This window comes from Candidatus Phytoplasma zeae, from assembly GCF_001712875.1.
Lineage (GTDB): Bacteria > Bacillota_I > Bacilli_A > Acholeplasmatales > Acholeplasmataceae > Phytoplasma > Phytoplasma asteris.
Map to the genome: position 1 here is coordinate 210,231 of NZ_CP015149.1, position 20,866 is coordinate 231,096.

The following is a 20,866-nucleotide window of genomic DNA, read 5'->3' on the forward strand; positions in this document are numbered from 1 at the left end:
CAGGACAAGGTCCTTCTGTTCCTACTAATCACAAAGTCCAATTGGTAAATTATTTATTAAAAGATTTTGGATCATTTAAAACTTATGTAGACTCTCTTACAGAAACAACAAACTACGAACTAGATGGAGCGCAGGGTCTTCATGCAAAATTTAAAGGCAAATTGAACGAATACAAATTAAATCCCACCCAAAGCGCGACTCTTTCCACTTTTGTAACAAATAATCTTTTTGGGGATGAAAATTTTATGAATTTTTTCTATAAAGATAAAGCAGCTTTATATGTTACACAAGATGTATTTAAAGAAGCAGTTGCTAAAAAGATGGTGACAAAAACACTTTCAGTTGTAACTGACAAAAAACCATTTGGAAATGTGGCAGAAGCAGTTAAAGCTGCTGTTAAAGAATTATTGGAAGAAGAAGCCAAAAAACAATTTCAGCAAGATACAGATAAACAAGCTAAAGTTGTTGCAGAAGCAATAAAAACTTTTGATAGTAACAAAAAATTTGAAAAAACTCAGGTGTTCCAAAAGTTTAGACACTTTTTTATTTTTAAAAATTCTTTTTTAAGACTAACTATTAAGTTAGTCTTTTTTTTGTTTTCAAAACTAAAATAATTTTCATATCTTTTCTAAAAATGTTTTTAGAGAGGATTAAAATGTTAAGACAAAATTTATTTAAATAATTTTTAAAAAACAAAAAGAATTTAGAAATACGAAATCAATTAATTGAACTTCATTTACCATTAGTAAAAAAAATTAGTTCAAAATTCAAATATTATCCTAAATTATTAACTAGAGAGGATTTATACCAAGAAGGAATCTTAGGATTAATAAAAGCTCTCAATAATTATCAAGAATTTAGGTTACGATTTTATCGCCTACGCGAAACCAACCATAAAATCAGCAATCAACGAAATAATAAGAAAAAGACACCCACCTTCAATACCTCAAAAAACAACCAAATCAAACAATATGAGTTTCAAAGAAGAACAATATGAGCCTGATAGAATAATTAATCTAAACCCACATCAATTATGGATTAAACAATTAAACTATTAACAATTCATAAAAAAACTAAAAACAAAGTTGAGTAAAAACAAATTAAAAGTTGTTTGTTTAAGTTTCGGCATCACCCTAGAAAACATAAACGAAACTTACCAACCCATTTTCACCAATCAAGAAATAGCCCAAAAACTAAATTTAAAAATTTCACAAATTGAAGATTTAAAAGATAAAGCAATACAAAAACTAAAACCAAACAATAAAAAATAAGGAGCAACCCAAAAATGTTAAATAAAGTTAAATCCATCGGAAATATTACCCACGACTTAGAAAAACAATATATCAACAGTGAAGGCGCAAGCGGTTCATTAGGATTCGAAAACAAAGAATTACAACATGAAATCAAAAAAACTAAAAGAGCAATTGAGAACCGAAAAACTTGCCCACAAAGCAATGAAAAAGCAATTAGATGACCAAACCCTTAGATTAGAAGAAGACAAATCAACCCTAATCACCAAATGGGACAAAGGTGTAGAAAGAACAGGTGCAGTAGTAAACACAGTTATTTTAACGAAATCAGGAGCCATAATGGGAGCTTCATTAGGCTCTGCCATTTTACCTGGTGTCGGTACGATTATTGGCGGAGGCATAGGTGTTTTAATTAGTGGTGCCGCATCTGTTGCATCAAAATGGGACACATACAAACAATGGCTTGGATGGTAACAATAATGCATATTCTTGCATTATTTTTCTATTTATGTTAAAATAAAAGTAAGTTAAAAAAAGGAAATTTAAGATAGAATGGAATTATTTAAGATATTAACTATTGTATTTTTTTTGGGTATCATTTTTGGGTCAATCCCTTTATGGATTTGGTTTATTCAAAAACGAGAAAATACAAATAGGATTAAAAAAGTCAATATAAAGACGGGTTTGATTATTTATTATGTCATGATGTCTGTTTCAGTTGTTGGATTTGGAGTATTTTTATTTTTAGATAATAAATATGATATAACCAAATCAAAACCTAAAATCTACGAAATTACCTCAACCAAAATAGAAACCCAAGAGGAGCGGTTTCAAACAAAAAGCGGTGCAAAATACACATATAATGAAAATAATTTACAAAAAAATAATAATAAAAGTTGGCTATTAACCGATATCGCGCAAGAAGGTGTTCCGATGATTAAAAGAACTTACACCTTCTACGAACCCACCGACCTAGGACGCGGTCACCACCGCTAACACGAACCCACCGACCTCGCCCTATTTGTAAAAAACCCATTTAACAAATGGTACGATGAGGGTATGCGAGTAGATGAGTTTGATGGTTTCTACACAAAAGAAAAACACAATGATTCACAATTTGGTGGGGGCAATGGTGTTCGTATAGATCCATCAAATCATTACATAAAACTCAAATACGAAGCCCCCAAACACCTAATCGAAGAAGATAAGGACTTTTTCATGGATGAAGTAAACTGCACCTCAAACGAAAGAAGTCCTGAAGGCGTTTTGAAAAGCAAAACCTACTACCTCCACTTCAACCCCAAACAAGCCTAAATCACCCAACCAAAAAACACAACATAAAATAAAATAAATAAAAAAACAGAAAAGAGAGAAAAATGTTAATTTTTAGATTAAAAAAACAATTATATTTATTAATAATAGTTCTATTTACTTTTTTAGGATTATTTTTTATCACCAATAATCATCAAGTAATGGCAATGGAAAAAAATAAACCCCTTCAAACGATTTATAACATTGAAACCAAAAATGTTAGAATAAATCCAAATAAACCCATAAAAATTAGTTATTATGTTAAAGATAAAAATTTATCATTAGAAGATATGGCGAAAACCATAAATATAATAAATAAATTAAAATAATCCCAATTAAAAAAACATACAACAAGGAGGAATTTTTGTCTATACTATAGAAAATGATTATTTTATAAATGATTATAAAAAATATTTTAAATATAAATTAGATGGCGATAAACCTAAAGTAGATAATACAGAATCCTCTGATGTATGTGTTTTAAATGTTAAAAAAGGTATTTCAACTGGTTTTATTACCGATACTCCTATTGCTAAAGGAATTGCAGAAAATGATTCAGATCAATTAGTAGCAATGGAATTTGTAGATAATGAATTTGCAGAATCTCAATAACGTCCTAATTTTCCTCCTTTTGGTTTTTTCATTAAAAAAGGTGATCCAAATCCTAAAGTATCGAAAGAAGAATTTGAAGAAAAAGTTAAAGCAGTTTTAAAAAGTGATAAATTAGACGAACAAAGTAATAATTATAGAACAAATTATCTAGCACCAGCTATAATAGAATACAAAGAAATCCAACAAGAATTAAAAGGACAAACTTTTTGGAGTAAAATTATAATAACTCTACCTTCTTATATTAGACCTTTTATTAGTTCTTTTATAGTTGATTTAGACAGTTTGATTTTAGGTTTTGGAATTACTCTTCTTTGTGTAAAAGTTAAAATTTTTGCTAAACAATCTACTAAGAAAAATAATGATACTATTACTTTTTATTTTTATAAAAGTTGTTCGCGTTTAATTGATGAATTAATTTCAGTACTTAATGCTATTCCTATTGCAGTACAAGTTTTATTATTTTATTGTGCTCTTTCTAATTTTGATATCTTTAAAAATAATAATTATACTCCCTTTATTACTACTTTAATTGTTATTTCTCTTAATACTATTGCAAGCATTACTACTTTGATGATGCATAATATCGAAACATTAGATAAAGGACAAATTGAGGCTGCTTATTCATTAGGAATGAATCAAAAACAAGTCTTTAAATATATTTTATTTTAACAAGGATTACAAAGAACTAAACCTTTTATTTGGCAACAATTTATTCTAAATATTAAAGATACTGCATTATTTTCTGTTGTTGGATTTATGGGCTTTATTTGGCAAGCAGATAGAAATAAAGTATTTGATTATGATCAAATTACTCCTTATTTTATTGTAAGTATCATTTATTTATTTTTAGTAAGAATGACAAATTATTTAGATAAAAAAACTAAAAAGAAAATGATATAATAAGAAAAAAGCATTTTTTAACATTTTAATAAATATTTATTTTACTTCTTTTATAAATTAAAATCAAAAAACCACCAAACAACCAAACCAACCAACCAACAAAACAATTAACTTTTACTATTAAGAAAGTATTTAAAAATAAGGAGATATTAAAATTGAGAATTATACCTTATGAACTTTATCCTTATGCCTCTGATCTTGCTTTATGTGCTTTAAGAAAAGAATTTGGTATGTATGATCATTGTTTAAATACTTGCAAAAATAATAAAGCTATGCAACCGTTTTTAGATATGAAAAGAAATTATTTTTATTTATCATTTGATTTATGGGTATTAGAGATGCAACAAAGAAAGCATTATATTAATAGTTTTCATTTGTTTTATGCCAATAAACACAAATATTGCCTTATTAACACTGATTTTATCTTGATATTGGAGTGTTGTATTCAATGGGAAATAAAAGAATTTATGCCTTACAACACTTCTTTATCTTGGTTTTTGGTGGCATTAAAATGTTTAGAACAACAACAAGAAGCCAAATACCAACATAACCCCCACCCCAACTTTGTACCAATTCCATCCACTAATTATTATCTAGATTTTTGTATCTATCAAAAGTTATTATTGTGGTACAAACAAACCTTTATGCAAGCCAACGAAAAAGGAAACCTCAAACCTAAACAACTCAATATGGAAGAAGTAAAAAGCTATTTCCAAACACAATTAAAACGAATATAGACTTTCAAATAGCAACAATCCATTGATGGATTGTTTTTTATTTTTTTAAGGTTTTTTATTTGTTTAAAGAAACGCAACTCAACAGTTAGACAACAACAAAACGAAAAAAACGCTTTTAGTGGTTCTCAAAGTTTTATTTAAAAATATACCATCTCCTTTTTGATCTTTTTTTAATAACAAATTTTTCATCGATATCCCAAAACATTTACAAAAAAATATAATTTTGTACAAAATTTAACAAAAGTATTTTTTTACTTGCCAAAACCTAAAATGTTTGTTATAATATTATAGTAATTATGTTGTGCGTTTTTGAAGCGCAATTTCGACAGACCAAATTTGCCGGAATTCAATCTTAAAACCATCCAAACATCTGTTATTTATTTTAGCAATTATTTTGCCAAATTTCAATTATTTTTTTAATTTTGAAAAAAAGCAACAAAACATTTGCTATTTGTTTTTTTATGTGATATAATAAAAAAGGTATTGTGATTTTATTTACTTTGAAAATATTTTTTGAAAGCAAAAACAACAACTTTTAATTATTTTTTAATTATTTGTAACTTGCTAAATTGCATATTTTGATTATTTATTCTTAATTTATTTTTTCACAAATTTTTACAAAAACTACCTTAATCTTTGAAAACTGAAGATGATAATTAACGAATATTTTTAATTATTTTTTAACACCTTAAAATTGACACCAAAAAGCAATTTTTGATACATCAATTTTGTAACATACGAAGAGTTTGATCCTGGCTCAGGATTAACGCTGGCGGCGTGCCTAATACATGCAAGTCGAACGGAAGTTTAAGCAATTAAACTTTAGTGGCGAACGGGTGAGTAACGCGTAAGCAATCTGCCCCTAAGACGAGGATAACAGTTGGAAACGACTGCTAAGACTGGATAGGAGACAAGAAGGCATCTTCTTGTTTTTAAAAGACCTAGCAATAGGTATGCTTAGGGAGGAGCTTGCGTCACATTAGTTAGTTGGTGGGGTAAAGGCCTACCAAGACTATGATGTGTAGCCGGGCTGAGAGGTTGAACGGCCACATTGGGACTGAGACACGGCCCAAACTCCTACGGGAGGCAGCAGTAGGGAATTTTCGGCAATGGAGGAAACTCTGACCGAGCAACGCCGCGTGAACGATGAAGTATTTCGGTACGTAAAGTTCTTTTATTAGGGAAGAATAAATGATGGAAAAATCATTCTGACGGTACCTAATGAATAAGCCCCGGCTAACTATGTGCCAGCAGCCGCGGTAATACATAGGGGGCAAGCGTTATCCGGAATTATTGGGCGTAAAGGGTGCGTAGGCGGTTAAATAAGTTTATGGTCTAAGTGCAATGCTCAACATTGTGATGCTATAAAAACTGTTTAGCTAGAGTAAGATAGAGGCAAGTGGAATTCCATGTGTAGTGGTAAAATGCGTAAATATATGGAGGAACACCAGTAGCGAAGGCGGCTTGCTGGGTCTTTACTGACGCTGAGGCACGAAAGCGTGGGGAGCAAACAGGATTAGATACCCTGGTAGTCCACGCCGTAAACGATGAGTACTAAACGTTGGGTAAAACCAGTGTTGAAGTTAACACATTAAGTACTCCGCCTGAGTAGTACGTACGCAAGTATGAAACTTAAAGGAATTGACGGGACTCCGCACAAGCGGTGGATCATGTTGTTTAATTCGAAGGTACCCGAAAAACCTCACCAGGTCTTGACATGCTTCTGCAAAGCTGTAGAAACACAGTGGAGGTTATCAGTTGCACAGGTGGTGCATGGTTGTCGTCAGCTCGTGTCGTGAGATGTTGGGTTAAGTCCCGCAACGAGCGCAACCCTTATTGTTAGTTACCAGCACGTAATGGTGGGGACTTTAGCAAGACTGCCAGTGATAAATTGGAGGAAGGTGGGGACGACGTCAAATCATCATGCCCCTTATGACCTGGGCTACAAACGTGATACAATGGCTGTTACAAAGGGTAGCTGAAGCGCAAGTTTTTGGCGAATCTCAAAAAAACAGTCTCAGTTCGGATTGAAGTCTGCAACTCGACTTCATGAAGTTGGAATCGCTAGTAATCGCGAATCAGCATGTCGCGGTGAATACGTTCTCGGGGTTTGTACACACCGCCCGTCAAACCACGAAAGTTGGCAATACCCAAAGCCGGCGGCCTAACTTCGCAAGAAGAGGGAACCGTCTAAGGTAGGGTCGATGATTGGGGTTAAGTCGTAACAAGGTATCCCTACCGGAAGGTGGGGATGGATCACCTCCTTTCTAAGGAAACAATTATCATCTTCAGTTTTGAGAGACTTAAGAAAGTTTTTCATTGTAACTTGCTTACAAATTGTATTTGCAACATTTTAATCTTTTTAAGATTAAGGGCCTATAGCTCAGTTGGTTAGAGCACACGCCTGATAAGCGTGAGGTCGGTGGTTCAAGTCCATTTAGGCCCACCATAACCACAAATAGGCAAAATCTTAAAAAAGCTCTTTGAAAAGTAGATAAACGAAGGTTAAAAATCAAAGGAACTAAGGGCGCACAGTGGATGCCTTGGCACTAAGAGCCGATGAAGGACGTAATTAACGGCGAAACGCCACGGGAAGCTGTAAATAAGTGAAGATCCGTGGGTCTCCGAATGGGAAAACCCATTACATTGAAGATGTAATATTCTTCTAATACGATTTATCTTGTTAGAAGAAAGGAAACGCGGCGAACTGAAATATCTAAGTAACCGCAGGAAAAGAAAGTAATAACGATTCTGGTAGTAGTGACGAGCGAACCCGGAACAGCCTGATACCATTTCTAGTTACAAAATTTTAACGAAGTAGAAGCTTTTGGAAAGAAGCACCAAAGAAGGTGACAGTCCCGTAAACGTAAGTTAAAATCTAGGGTATCAATAAGTACGGCGAGACACGAGAAATCTTGTCGGAAGATGGGAGGACCATCTCCTAAGGCTAAATACTTATTAGTGACCGATAGTGAACTAGTACCGTGAGGGAAAGGTGAAAAGAACCCCGAAAGGGGAGTGAAATAGATCCTGAAACTGTGTGCCTACAATTAGTCAAAGCACGTTAATGTGTGATGGCTTGCCTTTTGCAGAATGAACCGGCGAGTTATGATATGGAGCAAGGTTAAGTTTTAAGGAACGGAGCCGTAGCGAAAGCGAGTCTTAATAGGGCGTTTAGTTGCATGTCATAGACCCGAAACTGAAGTGAGCTAGCCATGAGCAGGTTGAAGTTTAGGTAAAACTAAATGGAGGACCGAACCAGGACACGTTGAAAAGTGTTTGGATGACTTGTGGCTAGGGGTGAAATTCCAATCGAACTCAGAGATAGCTGGTTCTCCCCGAAATAGCTTTAGGGCTAGCGTTGATTTAGTAATTTGGTGAAGGTAGAGCACTGAATGAGTAAGGGCTCCACCTCGGGGTACCGAACTCAATCAAACTCCGAATGTTACCAAATAAAATCAGCAGTCAGACTGTGGGTGATAAGGTCCATGGTCAAAAGGGAAAGAGCCCAGACCGTCAGCTAAGGTCCCAAAATTGATGTTAAGTGGCAAAGGAAGTGAAGACGTTTAAACAACTAGGAGGTTGGCTTAGAAGCAGCCATCCTTTAAAGAGTGCGTAATAGCTCACTAGTCGAATGACTCTGCGCCGAAAATGTACCGGGGCTAAAACATCATACCGAAGCTACGGATTGAAATAACTTCTTAGTTATTTGAATGGTAGGGGAAGCGTTCTGACATCAGTGAAGCCATAGCGGAAGCAGTGGTGGAGAGGTCAGAAGTGAGAATGCCGGTGTAAGTAACGAAAAGATAGGTGAGAATCCTATCCGTCAAAAACCCAAGGTTTCCAGGGCCAGGTTCGTCCTCCCTGGGTTAGTCGGGTCCTAAGGTGAGGGAGAAATCCGTAATCGATGGCAAGCAGGCTGAGATTCCTGCACTAGTTAATCAACTGACGGAGGGACAAAGCAGGCTAAACACGCCCCTTATTGGATTGGGGTAGAAAAACTAAGTCTGAGAAGACAGGCAAATCCGTTTTCTCATTTAAAGACAAGGTTTGAAAGTAAAGTGATTGATGTCATACTTTCAAGAAAAGCTTCTAGGGCTAATTGATTAACTACCCGTACCGCAAACCGACACAGGTGGGTAGGTAGAGTATACTAAGACGCGCGAGCAAACTCTTGTTAAGGAACTCGGCAAAATTACTCCGTAACTTAGGGATAAGGAGAGCTTTTATTAAAACTAAAAGCCGCAGAGAATAGGCCCAAGCGACTGTTTATCAAAAACATAGGTCTCTGCTAAACCGCAAGGTGATGTATAGGGGCTGATGCCTGCCCGGTGCTGGAAGATTAAAAGGAGATGTCAGGCAACGAAGCATTGAATTGAAGTCCCAGTAAACGGCGGCCGTAACTATAACGGTCCTAAGGTAGCGAAATTCCTTGTCGGGTAAGTTCCGACCCGCACGAAAGGCATAACGATTTGGGCGCTGTCTCAACAAGAGCCTCGGTGAAATCAAATTACCGGTGAAAATGCCGGTTACCCGCGACAGGACGAAAAGACCCCATGGAGCTTTACTGCAACTTAATATTGAAATTGGAAATAAGATGTACAGGATAGGTGGGAAACTGTGAGAGAAAAACGCTAGTTTTTCTGGAGTTGTCCTTGGGATACCACCCTTGTTATTTTTAGTTTCTAACCTGCACATGTGTAATGTGAGGGACAGTGTTTGGTGGGCAGTTTGACTGGGGCGGTCGCCTCCTAAAGAGTAACGGAGGCGTTCGAAGGTTCCCTCAAAATGGTTGGAAATCATTTGTAGAGCATAAAGGCACAAGGGAGCTTGACTGCAAGACTTACAAGTCGAGCAGGGACGAAAGTCGGACTTAGTGATCTTACGGTACCGAATGGAAGGGCCGTGACTCAACGGATAAAAGCTACCCTGGGGATAACAGGCTTATCGCTTCCAAGCGTTCACAGCGACGAAGCGGTTTGGCACCTCGATGTCGGCTCATCGCATCCTGGAGCTGGAGAAGGTTCCAAGGGTTGGGCTGTTCGCCCATTAAAGCGGAACGCGAGCTGGGTTCAGAACGTCGTGAGACAGTTCGGTCTCTATCCGTCGTGGGCGTTGGAAATTTGAAAGGAACTGTCCCTAGTATGAGAAGACCGGGATGGATATACCGCTGGTGTTTCAGTTGGTTCGCCAGAGCCACAGCTGAGTAGCTATGTATAGAAGGGATAAACACTGAAAGCATCTAAGTGTGAAGCCTCCCTTAAGATGAGATTTCCCTATGAGGTCCCTGAAAGACTATCAGGTTAATAGGCTAGAGGTGTAAGAAGAGTGATCTTTTCAGCTGACTAGTACTAATAGACCCATTGACTTTGATTTTTTAAATACCAACGTTTATCTAGTTTTGAAAGATCCTTGGTGCATAAAACTAAGGGGCAACACCTGTTCCCATCCCGAACACAGCAGTTAAGTCCTTAGTACTGACAATAGTTCTTTATTGAGTGAAGATAGGGAGTGCCAAGGTTTGTTTTATAAAAAAGAATAAAAAAGAGGATTAGCTCAGTTGGGAGAGCGTCTGCCTTACAAGCAGAATGTCGGGGGTTCAAGTCCCTCATCCTCTACCAAACAATTACTATCTTTTTTATTCTTTTTTTTATAGAAAAACAATAATTTTATTGCCAAAATAGCTCAATAGGTAGAGCAACTGATTTGTAATCAGTAGGTTACGGGTTCGATTCCTGTTTTTGGCACCACTTTATTGTCCCGTTAGCTCAGCTGGTAGAGCACTTGACTTTTAATCAAGGTGTCGAAGGTTCGACTCCTTCACGGGATACCATTTTTTATTAATCTTTCTTTTTCTTTTTTTATTTTTATACAAAATAAGAAAAATGTTTATATATTTGCCTGGATGGTGGAATCGGTAGACACGTGGGACTTAAAATCCCATGGTTTATAGCCGTGTCGGTTCAAGTCCGACTCCAGGTACCATTTTGGGGCTTTAGCTCAGCTGGAAGAGCATCTGTCTTGCACACAGAAGGTCAGCGGTTCGATCCCGCTAAGCTCCACCATAAAAACATTAACATTAATATATTAATCTTAAAATGATGGCGGTGTAGCTCAGCTGGCGAGAGTGTACGGTTCATACCCGTGAGGTCGAGGGTTCGAATCCCTCTGCCGCTACCATGGACCTGTAGCTCAGCTGGTCAGAGCTACCGGCTCATAACCGGTTGGTCGTAGGTTCGAATCCTACCGGGTCCACCATTTTTTTGGAGGAATACCCAAGTCCGGTTGAAGGGGTCAGTCTTGAAAACTGAGAGGTCCGAAAGGACGCGGGGGTTCGAATCCCTCTTCCTCCGCCATCAATTAAATATTATACCGCGGGGTAGAGCAGTTTGGTAGCTCGTCGGGCTCATAATCCGAAGGTCATAGGTTCGAATCCTATCCCCGCAACCAAAATTGGTCCGGTGGTGTAGTGGTTAACATGCTTGCCTGTCACGCAGGAGATCGCGGGTTCAAGTCCCGTCCGGACCGCCATAGGCTCTGTAGCTCAGTCGGTAGAGCAGTGGCCTGAAGAGCCTCGTGTCGACAGTTCGATTCTGTCCGGAGCCACCATATTATTTTCTGATTTTATTTTTTTAACTATATCTTTCTTAAGCCAAATAAACAAATGAGTAGCCCCAAAAAGGCTACTTTTATCTTTTTATATTGTCTTTTATTAAATATTATAACTATTTTAAAATTATTTCCATATGAGACTACAGAATATAAAATTAAAACCACCTTTTGGGGTGGTTTTTTTATTAATATAAATTATAAATACAACTTAAAATTAACATTCGTCTACATTTTTGATTTGTTCCAAATGTCCTAAAAGTTCATTTTTTATTTTATCTATTTGTTTGATTGTTTTTTCTATTATTTCTTTAGTCTTAGGTTCTTTGGTTTGTTTTTCTAAATTTTCCAAATATGAAGGAAAATCTTGTAGATAAAAAAGCAGATCATTTTTACTTCTCATATAATATGGATTTGCATTCAGGACACAACTAAAATTATTAATTTCTTCTTGCTTTTGTATTAGAAAGTTATATAAATGTTTACATATAGTTTCGGTTTTACACATCATTACAAAAAAATTATTAGTGGCAAAAATAGGTTCATTGTGATAACAAATATTTTTTTGTTTTCCTCCTCTTGTAATTGTTACGCTATAAGAGCCTGTATTATATTTATTACAATATTCCTTTTTTTGTCCTTTTCCTCCATGGGTCCATAAGTATTTGTCAGATGGTTCAGGTTTTTTGATGTTCTCCGTGAATATTTTAATTGTAAAATATTTTTGCAAAGAAATGTTACTTAAAAAAAAATTTAATATATTGTTCAAAAAAAAAATTCTAAATCTTTGGTTTTAATATTTTTACCTTTTTTATTTAAGTTTTTTAAATTTTTAATGCCTTTTTTATTTTTTTGTAATAATTTATATAAAGTTTGATATTCTAAATCTTTTATATTTTTTGTATTTATAATAAAACAATTACTCAATGCCCAAAAAGGTTTTTCGTGATAATGAACATATCCGCTATCTCTTCCTATGGTTATAGTTCCTGCGTTTTGATTTGCTCTTTCACTTTTACCTTTTGAATATTTTTTTTATTTTCTCCCATTATTGGGTATTTACCATTTGGACTTTTAGGAGGTTTTTTCTCTCCAGAATCAATTTTTATGAATTTATTTTTTTTATATTTTTTTTATTAGAAGACATTTTTTACCTCTCTTTTATGATTGAACTTTTTATAAATATATCTACATTATTAAATATTTTATCTTTTTTATCTTTGTTTTATTAAAGCAAAATATTTAATAATATTTATATACTTTTTTAAATTACACTTTCACTATTAATATTATATAAACAAATGGAAAAATAAAATTATGTTTTTGCACATAATTTTATTTTCTATCACTTATTTTTTCTATTTTTTTCAATAACAAAGAAACTAATAACACCAAAACTAAATAAACAAAGACAGGCACTATTAAAGCCAATATTTTTGCATTTGCACTTGCAACAGATGCGTTTACTGTGCTTCCTGCATTATAAAGTTCATTTATGCCAATAACTCCAAAAACACTACTATCTTTGATATTAACAATAAATTCATTAGAAATTCTTAATAAAGATTTACGAACAACTTGGGGACAAACAACCTTTTTAAAGGTTTGTGTTTGTGTCATCCCCAAAGATAATGATGCTTCAATTTGTCCAGAGTCAAAAAATTCCATATTTTTAATCATAACTTCAGCAAGATAAGCAGCTGAGTTAAAAATAATTACAAATAAACCAGATTGCAATGGAGTTAACCATTTAAAATAACCAGTTCCTTTGAGTCCGAAATGAAAAAACATTGCTTGCAACATCATAGGAATACTTTTAATAATAAAAATATAAACATTAATGCTTTTATCAAGTATTTTAAAGAAATATTGTTTTTTTAAACTCATTTTTGTATGTTTATTAAGAGTTATGATTCCTTTAATATAAAGCACACATAAAGATACTATAAAAGCTCCTATGGTACCAAAGAAAGCAATTTTAAATGTGGTTTCAAAGCCTTCTTTATATAATGGATAATATATTTTTAATAATCTTTGTAATAAATTAAACCAATTAAAAATATTTGACATTATTATAAATTAGCATTTTCATCTTTTGCATATTGAATAGCTTTTAATTTTAATGCTTGAGTTGTTTGGTTATCTTGTGTAAAATGTAGTTCTTCTAATGCTTTATTGACCTCTTTTGTTAATTTTTCATTTTCTTTTTTAATTGCTATATGTGATTGTTTGGTGTTTTGGAAAGTTTGGCATTCTTCTTTTGTAAGTTGAGAGTTTGAGTCATAATATTCTTCGATTTTTTCCATTAATTGGTTATCGATGTTTGGAACTGATTTTGCTAATTTTGGATTTTTTGATATAAATAATTCTGCAAAATCAGATTCTAAAATATAACCATCAATTGTTTTTTCTAGCAATCCTAAATTAAAAGCATTTAAATCTTGTAATTCTTGAGGATGATCGCTTATCATTTTTGCTTTTTTTTCGTGTGCAGAATCTTTTTGGTAAGCTATTTTTTTTTCTTTTAAATCTGCAAGATTGTTTACTTCTAAATCTTTGTGTAAGATAACTTTAACTGATCCAAAATGATAAGGTTCTGAAAAAGCAACTGTTTCTTCTCTTTCAGGGGTTTTGGTATGTCCTGCAATAACTAAATCTACTTCATTACTTGTTAAAGCATTAAATAATCCATCAAAATCTATTTTTTTAATAATTATTTTTTTACTTAACTTTTTAGCTAATTTTTTAGCAATTGCTACATTATAACCACAAGCAAATCCATTTTTTTTCCCTTGAATAGGATGTATTTGGTCTTTGTATTGTTCGTTGTTTCCCATAGTAACCCATTCTAAAGGAGCGTATTCAAGTTCCATTCCTACTACTAAATCGCCATTTAATGCAATTTCTTCGGTTGGGGTGGTTTGAGTAGTTGTTTTATCTTTTGTTAGTTGCCACCATACAATTCCTCCTATTATGCCTAAAATTACAAAAGCACCAACAACTAAATTAATAATTAAATTTTTATTCTGTTTCATTTTATTACCTCTTTTGGGATTATATTTTTTATTAATAAAAGTTTTTGTAATTAAAAAAATTATACTTATAATATTTATTTAGTCAATTATAAAATTATCACTTTTGTTATTTACTCGTTTTTATTAAAACGCCTTATTTAATATTTTTTTTTGATTATAGTTTTTCTTTTTGGCTTGCCTATTTTAAATTTATTATTTTTGAATCATTTGTATTTATTAAAAGAAGCATCTTTGAGAAAAGTTTTTAATTTATTACTTTGAGGGTTGTTAAGGATTTGTTGTGGAGTTCCTTCTTCTAAAATTATGCCATCTGCCATAAAAACAATTCTATCAGAAATTTTTTGAGCAAATGCAATTTCATGAGTTACTAAAATAATAGTTATTTTTTCATGAGTTAAATTAGTCATAATATCAAGAACTTCTTTAGTTAATTGTGGATCCAAAGAAGCGGTAGGTTCATCAAATAAAATTATTTCTGGATTCATACATAAGGCTCTTGCAATTGCAACCCGTTGTTTTTGTCCTCCTGAAAGTGTTTGAATGCTTTGAGATGCTACATCTAAGAGTCCTACTTTTTGTAATTTTTCGCGTGCTATTGTTTGTGCTTCTTCTTTGCTTTTTTTAAACACTTCTATGAGTGCCAAAGTGCAATTATTCAAGACATTTTTGTGGGCAAATAAATTGAAATGTTGAAAAACCATGCCAATTTTTTTTCTTAAATTATACACATTATATTTTGGATTTAAGATATTTGTGCCTTCAAATAAAATAGTGCCAAAATCAGGTTCTTCCAATAAATTAAGACATCTTAAAAGAGAAGATTTACCAGCTCCTGAAGGCCCTATTAAAGTAATAATTTTGTTTTGTTTGATTTTTAAATTAATGTCTTTTAAAACAACTTTAGTTCCATATTTTTTTTGGAGATTTGTAATTTCGATGATATTATGCATTTTTATTACCTAATTTGGTTTCTAATTTTTTTAAAAGATAAGAAGAGATGAAAATTAAAATTATATATATTAAAGATGCGTTGATTAAAAAACCAAAATTATTTGATTTTCTATAATTGTTTTTGCTAAAAGTAAAAATATCTACAACTGTAATTACATAAAAAACACAAATATCTTTTATATTTAGAATAAATTCATTGATAATTCGTAGTAAAGATTGATGGATTACTTGAGGACATATAACGCGTTTAAAAGCTTGCTTGCGAGTCATTCCTAAAGCTAGGGATGCCTCAATTTGACCAGGGTCAAAAAAGGACATATTTTTAATCATAAATTCTGCTAACATAGCGCAAGAATTAAAAATAAGGATAAATAGTGCGACTTGAAAAGGTTCTAACCATTCAAAATAACCAGTTCTTCTAAGTCCATAAAAAACAAGCATTGCTTGTAATATCATAGGGACACTTTTAACAAAAAAGATATAAAAATATAAGATAATATCTATTGTTTTGTAAAAATATCTCTCATAAAATCTTATCCGTTTCTTTTTTCTGATTCCTTTGATATAAAGGAGCCATAAAGATAACAAAAAAGCCCCTAATGTTCCTAAAAAAGCAAGGCTTATAGTAGTACAAATTACATTCCAATATGAGGGTAGATTATTTATAAATAAATTATAGCAGTTTTTCATAGGATCGTTCCACAGTTTCTTCCTTTTTTGTATATTTAATTGTATTTTTTTGATATAATTTTATACAATTTTACTTAAATTATTTGTTATTTTCTTTGGTTTTGATGTAAGATAATAAATTTCATAATATTTTTTAAAATTCACTTTGTGAATTAGTTAATTTAATAGTTATTAAATTTATTAATGTTTTTCAAAAGAAAAAATATTTCATTTAAATTTTAATGTCTTTATTATAACACATTATTTGTTTGGTTATGGTGTTTTTTTACATAATTATTGTTTTTTTATATTTTTGTGAAATGAAATTGATAAAATAAAAACCATTTACGGGAATGCCGTAAATGGTTGTTTTCAATAATTTAATTTATAATTTTAATATTTTTTTATTAAGTTGTAGTTGGCCAAAAATTCTTTATTGCATCTTGTATCCAACTTGCCAAAAGTTTATCACTTAATTGTTCTACTAAAGGAAGACAAGATTCATCTACATTGGCTAAAAGTATTTTAGCTTGTTTAAAAATCGTTGTTAATATATTTATTAAACTTGCTTTTGTATTATTATTATCATATGTGCATGTATCAAAACTTTGTACTTCTACATCTTCCCAATAATCAACTCCTAGAATGCTAGAATATAGAAACTCTATAAGTGTTCCAACTTCAGATTGAGATTTAGGATTTTTGGTTTTTAAATATAATTTTGTTTTGTAAGCCAGGTAAGAACATGATAATGATGTTTTTGTATTTAAAGAATCTTGAACGCTTTTAAATAAATCATAATTTACTACCCCTAATTTTGGTCCTTGTGATTGTGGTGATTCAGATATAGGAGTTGTTTTTTCTTTTGGATCTTTTTTGTCATCTGCAAAAGCACTTGGAATAAATGCTGATAAGAAACATGAAATAAACACAAATGTAATTACTATCAAGAAAATTAAATAATTGTTTTTAACTGATTTTTTTAACAATTATAAAACCTCCTAATTAAAATATACAAACTTAAAGTAACTATCATCCTGTAGGTTTATTATATCATACTTTAAATGTTTTGTATCTAAAAAACCGTTTTAAAATGACCTGAATTAATTATTCTTTTAATATTTAATTAATTTTTAATCGAGATTTAGTTTGTTAAAATTGAATAAAATGCAGTGATTTTATTATAATATTACATTTTTTAACTTTAATTTGTGTTATAATTAGCATGAGAATAAATACATTTTTTGATGATTCTACAAAGATGATTTTTAAAATTTATTTATTTTCTATTTTTGTATTTGCCTTTTTAATTTTTTAAATTTTATTTCAATGTTAAGTTGGAAATAAAATCATATAAAGAAAGCAGGTGATATATAAATTATGGTAAAACTCAAAAAACATAAAGCAAAACTGTTAATATTTGCTGGCTTTTGGGCTATTTTGCTATTTTTAAATCACAATTATTTAATTTTTGCTGACCAAGATGATGATATTGAAAACGTGATAACTCTAATTGAAACTAAAGAGAATCAAACAGAACAAATAAAAATACAATGTCAAGATTTATTGCAAAAGGGCGAGAAAGATGCCTAATTTCTTAGTAAATTAACCACTTACAACTGCAATTAGTAATGCAGTACAACATATTTTTGGTCTATTTTGTGAAAGCAAGATAGATTATAGCAGAAAATAAAAGCAAAAAAAACGAGAAACTGTTTATCGTTTGGATTTGCGAGTTGAAAATAGTCATGGAAAAGCTTTGCAATAAGCCTAAGAGAAAAAAACGGGCAGTAGCTATAAGGAAAAACAGTTGATACCTTATATTTTAGGGCAGTTTATATATTTTTTGCGTATATAAAATTTACTAACACTTATTGATTTAAGTGGCAAGCAAAATTGCTAAACCTAAAACCACCACAACCACATAATTTTTTTATTTTTGTATATTAATTGTGGTTATCTCTCCTAAAACTATTAAGGTAAGAAATTAGAGTAACTTCTATCTTCCTAAAAGTTATTTGCTAAAAGAAAGTTATTTGATAAAAGTATAAAAGCATCTAAAATAAACTTAAGTGTTTAGGCTCAAGGAAAAAGCAGAATCGTAGTAGTCGTAAGAAATTCAAAGCTTAGCTGGAATGCATAAGTGGACTGACTTACCAAGGAATTTGGGAAAACCAAATACAAGGCGAAAGAAGAAATATATTTTATATAAACGCTGTATGCTTGGAAACTTGCTTGTACGGTGTTGTGCGAGGCTCAAAAAAACCTAATTATTAGCTAATAATTAAGGCGTTTTGTTTCTATCGCGATAATTACTCAAATCAAAACTGAAATTAATCAATTAGCAGTTAATAATCAAACAGAAATTCAAAAATATTTAAATGATTCCATTTTTATAAATATCCTAGGTTTAATTAAAAAAAAAGAAGTAGGAGCCCAAAAACAAGTAATTGATTATTTGGAACAAATATATATTTGGGTACAAAAATTAAATACAGATGTTAATAGTATTTTAACATCATTTGAAATATTGAAAGCAAAAACATTAAAATTTAGAGAAGTTTCTAAAGAGTACGATAATGTTTTAGACAAAATTACAAATATTTTTTCATATATGAAATCAATATCCACATTAAATGATGCAATATATGAACAAGATCCAAACCGCAGTGTTTCTGATGAATCATCTAATTTAGATGCAAAAGTACAAGAAGCTTTAGAACAATTGGGTGGAATTAAAAAATTAAAAGATCAAAAAGTTCATGTATATCAATTAAATGCTCAATTTAATATTTTAAAAGATCAAAATCCTTTAACTCCTTCAGGTGGTTCCGGTTCTTCTAATACTTCTGGTGGTGATTCAGATACTTCTCAAAATAATAATTCTAATGTAACCAATAGTTTTTTATTTTTTTTCTTTGTAATATTTATTTTATTATTTGTTGTTTTGATATTGTATTTTATTTTTCAAAATTTTGCAAACACAAAATAACAATTAGTTTTTTAAAATTATAAATATTATTTTTACTAAAATCAAGACTAAATTTCCCAAAATTAAATATTTATGATAATATAAAGACCAACTTCAAAGTTGGTCTTTTTTTATTTTGGGGCTTTTTCAAGGAACAAAACTAGTTTAGTATTTTGTAACAATATAATGGATTTTTTCTGAAATTTCTTCTTTTTCGTTGTATTTATCTATGTAATCAATATCAATGCCGTTTTTAAGATAGTAAGTATGAGAAATCTTTTTTCCAGTTTGAAGGCTATATTTAGCTTCATTGTCTATTTTGTTATTGTCTTGGTAATAAATTATTTTTGTTATTTTTTTAGTATTTTGATCAAGATATATGACACAAAATAAAGTTCCTTGTTGTGTAAAGTGTTTTATTTGGAGGCATTTTTTAGTTTGGGGGTTGTATTTTTCAATGAAATTAATAGTTTTTTGATTGGGGTAAAAAGTAGTTTTTTTGATTAAATTGTTTGTTATTGAATCGTATATATTTATCATTTGGGTATTTTCGTTTGAGTTTGTAACAATTAAATTATTTTCGTTTGAAATTAATTTATTTTGGTTAACTATTTCATTATTATTTTCTTTATTTGGTTTATTTTCTTGGATAATCGGATTTGGTAGTTTTGTTGATTCTTTTTTTTGAGTAAATATTTTATCTTTGCGTTCTTTGTTATATAAAATAAAACTACTTAAAAATATTATAATAACCATTAAAATAAGGCACAATATGTGAATTAATTGCCATTTATGCTTTTTTTGTTTGTGTTTGTGTTTGTCTTTGTGTTCTTTGGTAGTTGTTGTTTCTTTTTGGTCTTTTGTGTCTTTTTTTACAAATTTCATAAAATTACTTTTCTTTTTTGTTATAACTTATCAAACCCCATTTATGCTACAACTTATTTATAAAATTATAAATTATAAAATTGATAAATTGCCAAATTATCATTGCTAAATCTTTAAATCTTAAAACCAAAAGCACAAATCATAGATTACAAATAAGTACTCTTATTATACAACATATATTGTTATTTGCATCAATATTTTTAAAATTACTCAATATTTTAATATTTTAGCAGTTTTTATTTGTAAATTGATGGAAAAATACAAATATTTAAAATAAATAAGCATATTTGTTGTTTTTTTGATGTTAAAATATAGTTAATTAACAATTTGTTTTTTTCTTATTTGTTATTTGTTAAAAATTAGATTAAAAATATTATTTTTAATTGTATATTTATAAATTAATAGATATAAGTATATTTATAAGTAATTTTATAATTATAATTAATATTTGCAAATTGTTAAGTTATCAATACTTAATATACAACAAAAATAAAAGAAAGGATTTTTTTATGTAAAAGTAATAATTTCACTATATTAATTTACAAACTGGCTTGCATAATATCTAAGTTTTTCCAAATGCTGCAAAAATAGCTAAATTGAGTTTTATAAGTTTTTAAACATTTTAAATTGTTTATCTTTTGGGAACTGATCAGTATGTCAAGAAGTGCCACTCCACGCGATAATGCGGTAATTGAAAACTTTTTCGGCCAAATGAAAAGCATATTACAAAACCAACATCCCTTTTTATTCCTCAAATCATCCGAAAACGTTAAAAAAATAATTAATCATTTTCCTAAGTTTTGGAATACCAAATGGATTTTAGCTAAATTAAATTACTTATCTCCATCTCAATATTCTCAAAATATTAGATAAATAATTTTTTATTTCAAACATTCAACCTTGGAAAAGGTTATCTTTTTGCGCATTTTTTTATCA

The 20,866-nt window shown here is 30.9% G+C and carries 19 protein-coding genes, 12 tRNA genes, 3 rRNA genes and 3 pseudogenes; 29 read left to right on the forward strand and 8 right to left on the reverse strand.

Annotated features, from left to right (window positions below; genetic code table 11):
* The first annotated feature begins 41 nt into the window (after window positions 1–41).
* From MBSPM3_RS01050 to MBSPM3_RS01160, 26 genes and pseudogenes are all read left to right on the forward strand, one after another.
* The gene (locus MBSPM3_RS01050; protein ID WP_069028156.1) at window positions 42–614 is read left to right on the forward strand and encodes a hypothetical protein; all 573 of its coding nucleotides are present in this window, start codon (window positions 42–44) and stop codon (window positions 612–614) included.
* Window positions 615–709: 95 nt separating this feature from the next.
* Window positions 710–1,271, forward strand: a pseudogene (locus tag MBSPM3_RS03165) (sigma-70 family RNA polymerase sigma factor).
* A 14-nt stretch (window positions 1,272–1,285) separates the two neighbouring features.
* On the forward strand, window positions 1,286–1,474 hold the full coding sequence (locus MBSPM3_RS03170) for a hypothetical protein (protein WP_069028157.1): 189 nt from the start codon (window positions 1,286–1,288) through the stop codon (window positions 1,472–1,474).
* Entirely contained in the window at window positions 1,455–1,724 is a 270-nt protein-coding gene (locus MBSPM3_RS01065; protein WP_069028158.1) for a hypothetical protein, read from the forward strand. Before MBSPM3_RS03170 ends, MBSPM3_RS01065 begins: the two co-directional genes overlap by 20 nt.
* Window positions 1,725–1,802: 78 nt before the next feature.
* Window positions 1,803–2,246: a hypothetical protein gene (locus MBSPM3_RS03320; RefSeq protein WP_320409450.1), complete on the forward strand. Its 444-nt coding sequence runs from the start codon at window positions 1,803–1,805 to the stop codon at window positions 2,244–2,246.
* Between the two features lie 63 nt (window positions 2,247–2,309).
* Entirely contained in the window at window positions 2,310–2,564 is a 255-nt protein-coding gene (locus MBSPM3_RS03325) for a hypothetical protein (protein WP_320409451.1), read from the forward strand.
* Window positions 2,565–2,626: 62 nt separating this feature from the next.
* Window positions 2,627–2,686, forward strand: a pseudogene (locus tag MBSPM3_RS03350) (SVM family protein); the annotation flags it as partial.
* 42 nt (window positions 2,687–2,728) lie between these two features.
* Window positions 2,729–2,890 carry a hypothetical protein gene (locus MBSPM3_RS03180; protein ID WP_232308863.1) on the forward strand — a complete coding sequence of 54 codons (162 nt, stop codon included), beginning with the start codon at window positions 2,729–2,731 and terminating at the stop codon, window positions 2,888–2,890.
* Between the two features lie 565 nt (window positions 2,891–3,455).
* Complete coding sequence (locus tag MBSPM3_RS03060) at window positions 3,456–3,842, forward strand: ABC transporter permease subunit (protein WP_069028160.1); 387 nt, start codon at window positions 3,456–3,458, stop codon at window positions 3,840–3,842.
* Between the two features lie 87 nt (window positions 3,843–3,929).
* Complete coding sequence (locus MBSPM3_RS03000; RefSeq protein WP_157084484.1) at window positions 3,930–4,073, forward strand: hypothetical protein; 144 nt, start codon at window positions 3,930–3,932, stop codon at window positions 4,071–4,073.
* Window positions 4,074–4,228: 155 nt separating this feature from the next.
* Complete coding sequence (locus MBSPM3_RS01085; RefSeq protein ID WP_069028161.1) at window positions 4,229–4,810, forward strand: class I SAM-dependent DNA methyltransferase; 582 nt, start codon at window positions 4,229–4,231, stop codon at window positions 4,808–4,810.
* Between the two features lie 734 nt (window positions 4,811–5,544).
* Window positions 5,545–7,077, forward strand: a 16S ribosomal RNA gene (locus tag MBSPM3_RS01090).
* Window positions 7,078–7,182: 105 nt separating this feature from the next.
* Window positions 7,183–7,259, forward strand: a tRNA-Ile gene (locus tag MBSPM3_RS01095).
* Window positions 7,260–7,321: 62 nt separating this feature from the next.
* Window positions 7,322–10,186, forward strand: a 23S ribosomal RNA gene (locus MBSPM3_RS01100).
* Window positions 10,187–10,221: 35 nt separating this feature from the next.
* A 5S ribosomal RNA gene (rrf, locus tag MBSPM3_RS01105) occupies window positions 10,222–10,330 on the forward strand.
* Together the 16S, 23S and 5S rRNA genes with 12 tRNA genes alongside form the textbook arrangement of a ribosomal RNA operon.
* A 25-nt stretch (window positions 10,331–10,355) precedes the next feature.
* A tRNA-Val gene (locus MBSPM3_RS01110) sits at window positions 10,356–10,431 on the forward strand.
* 53 nt (window positions 10,432–10,484) lie between these two features.
* Window positions 10,485–10,560, forward strand: a tRNA-Thr gene (locus tag MBSPM3_RS01115).
* A gap of 7 nt (window positions 10,561–10,567) precedes the next feature.
* A tRNA-Lys gene (locus MBSPM3_RS01120) sits at window positions 10,568–10,643 on the forward strand.
* 66 nt (window positions 10,644–10,709) lie between these two features.
* Window positions 10,710–10,795: transfer RNA gene (locus MBSPM3_RS01125), tRNA-Leu, on the forward strand.
* 4 nt (window positions 10,796–10,799) lie between these two features.
* Window positions 10,800–10,875, forward strand: a tRNA-Ala gene (locus MBSPM3_RS01130).
* Between the two features lie 38 nt (window positions 10,876–10,913).
* A tRNA-Met gene (locus MBSPM3_RS01135) sits at window positions 10,914–10,990 on the forward strand.
* A gap of 1 nt (window position 10,991) precedes the next feature.
* Window positions 10,992–11,068, forward strand: a tRNA-Ile gene (locus MBSPM3_RS01140).
* 7 nt (window positions 11,069–11,075) lie between these two features.
* Window positions 11,076–11,166 (forward strand) — tRNA-Ser (locus MBSPM3_RS01145).
* Window positions 11,167–11,183: 17 nt separating this feature from the next.
* Window positions 11,184–11,260 (forward strand) — tRNA-Met (locus tag MBSPM3_RS01150).
* A 5-nt stretch (window positions 11,261–11,265) separates the two neighbouring features.
* Window positions 11,266–11,341: transfer RNA gene (locus MBSPM3_RS01155), tRNA-Asp, on the forward strand.
* 2 nt (window positions 11,342–11,343) lie between these two features.
* A tRNA-Phe gene (locus MBSPM3_RS01160) sits at window positions 11,344–11,419 on the forward strand.
* 217 nt (window positions 11,420–11,636) lie between these two features.
* Here the strand turns inward: MBSPM3_RS01160 and MBSPM3_RS01165 are convergent.
* From MBSPM3_RS01165 to MBSPM3_RS01190, 7 genes are all read right to left on the reverse strand, one after another.
* On the reverse strand, window positions 11,637–12,188 hold the full coding sequence (locus tag MBSPM3_RS01165) for a restriction endonuclease subunit S domain-containing protein (protein WP_069028162.1): 552 nt from the start codon (window positions 12,186–12,188) through the stop codon (window positions 11,637–11,639).
* The gene (locus tag MBSPM3_RS03355) at window positions 12,185–12,403 is read right to left on the reverse strand and encodes a restriction endonuclease subunit S domain-containing protein (RefSeq protein ID WP_157084496.1); all 219 of its coding nucleotides are present in this window, start codon (window positions 12,401–12,403) and stop codon (window positions 12,185–12,187) included. The genes MBSPM3_RS01165 and MBSPM3_RS03355 overlap by 4 nt, the downstream gene beginning before the upstream one ends.
* Before the next feature lie 351 nt (window positions 12,404–12,754).
* Window positions 12,755–13,489: an ABC transporter permease subunit gene (locus tag MBSPM3_RS01170; RefSeq protein WP_069028163.1), complete on the reverse strand. Its 735-nt coding sequence runs from the start codon at window positions 13,487–13,489 to the stop codon at window positions 12,755–12,757.
* Between the two features lie 2 nt (window positions 13,490–13,491).
* On the reverse strand, window positions 13,492–14,454 hold the full coding sequence (locus tag MBSPM3_RS01175; protein WP_069028164.1) for a transporter substrate-binding domain-containing protein: 963 nt from the start codon (window positions 14,452–14,454) through the stop codon (window positions 13,492–13,494).
* A 203-nt stretch (window positions 14,455–14,657) separates the two neighbouring features.
* The gene (locus tag MBSPM3_RS01180; protein WP_069028165.1) at window positions 14,658–15,404 is read right to left on the reverse strand and encodes an amino acid ABC transporter ATP-binding protein; all 747 of its coding nucleotides are present in this window, start codon (window positions 15,402–15,404) and stop codon (window positions 14,658–14,660) included.
* Entirely contained in the window at window positions 15,397–16,095 is a 699-nt protein-coding gene (locus MBSPM3_RS01185; protein ID WP_069028166.1) for an ABC transporter permease subunit, read from the reverse strand. Before MBSPM3_RS01185 ends, MBSPM3_RS01180 begins: the two co-directional genes overlap by 8 nt.
* A 386-nt stretch (window positions 16,096–16,481) precedes the next feature.
* Complete coding sequence (locus MBSPM3_RS01190; protein ID WP_069028167.1) at window positions 16,482–17,063, reverse strand: hypothetical protein; 582 nt, start codon at window positions 17,061–17,063, stop codon at window positions 16,482–16,484.
* Between the two features lie 391 nt (window positions 17,064–17,454).
* On the opposite strand from MBSPM3_RS01190, the gene MBSPM3_RS01195 reads away from it, so the two are divergent.
* Both MBSPM3_RS01195 and MBSPM3_RS01200 read left to right on the forward strand, forming a co-directional pair.
* Window positions 17,455–17,667, forward strand: coding sequence for a hypothetical protein (locus MBSPM3_RS01195; protein ID WP_011160837.1), 213 nt, complete (start codon window positions 17,455–17,457; stop codon window positions 17,665–17,667).
* A gap of 865 nt (window positions 17,668–18,532) precedes the next feature.
* Window positions 18,533–19,066, forward strand: a complete 534-nt coding sequence (locus MBSPM3_RS01200; protein ID WP_069028168.1) for a hypothetical protein — start codon at window positions 18,533–18,535, stop codon at window positions 19,064–19,066.
* Between the two features lie 144 nt (window positions 19,067–19,210).
* Here MBSPM3_RS01200 and MBSPM3_RS01205 read toward each other — a convergent pair whose 3' ends face one another.
* Window positions 19,211–19,930, reverse strand: a complete 720-nt coding sequence (locus MBSPM3_RS01205) for a DUF2963 domain-containing protein (protein ID WP_232308857.1) — start codon at window positions 19,928–19,930, stop codon at window positions 19,211–19,213.
* A gap of 645 nt (window positions 19,931–20,575) precedes the next feature.
* On the opposite strand from MBSPM3_RS01205, the pseudogene MBSPM3_RS01210 reads away from it, so the two are divergent.
* A pseudogene (locus MBSPM3_RS01210) lies at window positions 20,576–20,803 on the forward strand (IS3 family transposase); the annotation flags it as partial.
* Window positions 20,804–20,866: the final 63 nt, after the last annotated feature.

What these genes read in the sequence shown, in the direction of transcription:
- MBSPM3_RS03170 (WP_069028157.1), top strand. Translation starts at nt 1,286, where the DNA reads ATGTTAAATAAAGTTAAATCCATCGGAAATATTACCCACGACTTAGAA.
- MBSPM3_RS01065 (WP_069028158.1), top strand. Translation starts at nt 1,455, where the DNA reads ATGAAAAAGCAATTAGATGACCAAACCCTTAGATTAGAAGAAGACAAA.
- MBSPM3_RS03320 (WP_320409450.1), top strand. Translation starts at nt 1,803, where the DNA reads ATGGAATTATTTAAGATATTAACTATTGTATTTTTTTTGGGTATCATT.
- MBSPM3_RS03325 (WP_320409451.1), top strand. Translation starts at nt 2,310, where the DNA reads ATGCGAGTAGATGAGTTTGATGGTTTCTACACAAAAGAAAAACACAAT.
- MBSPM3_RS03180 (WP_232308863.1), top strand. Translation starts at nt 2,729, where the DNA reads ATGGAAAAAAATAAACCCCTTCAAACGATTTATAACATTGAAACCAAA.
- MBSPM3_RS03000 (WP_157084484.1), top strand. Translation starts at nt 3,930, where the DNA reads ATGGGCTTTATTTGGCAAGCAGATAGAAATAAAGTATTTGATTATGAT.
- MBSPM3_RS01170 (WP_069028163.1), bottom strand. Translation starts at nt 13,489, where the DNA reads ATGTCAAATATTTTTAATTGGTTTAATTTATTACAAAGATTATTAAAA.
- MBSPM3_RS01175 (WP_069028164.1), bottom strand. Translation starts at nt 14,454, where the DNA reads ATGAAACAGAATAAAAATTTAATTATTAATTTAGTTGTTGGTGCTTTT.
- MBSPM3_RS01180 (WP_069028165.1), bottom strand. Translation starts at nt 15,404, where the DNA reads ATGCATAATATCATCGAAATTACAAATCTCCAAAAAAAATATGGAACT.
- MBSPM3_RS01185 (WP_069028166.1), bottom strand. Translation starts at nt 16,095, where the DNA reads ATGAAAAACTGCTATAATTTATTTATAAATAATCTACCCTCATATTGG.
- MBSPM3_RS01195 (WP_011160837.1), top strand. Translation starts at nt 17,455, where the DNA reads ATGGTAAAACTCAAAAAACATAAAGCAAAACTGTTAATATTTGCTGGC.
- MBSPM3_RS01205 (WP_232308857.1), bottom strand. Translation starts at nt 19,930, where the DNA reads ATGAAATTTGTAAAAAAAGACACAAAAGACCAAAAAGAAACAACAACT.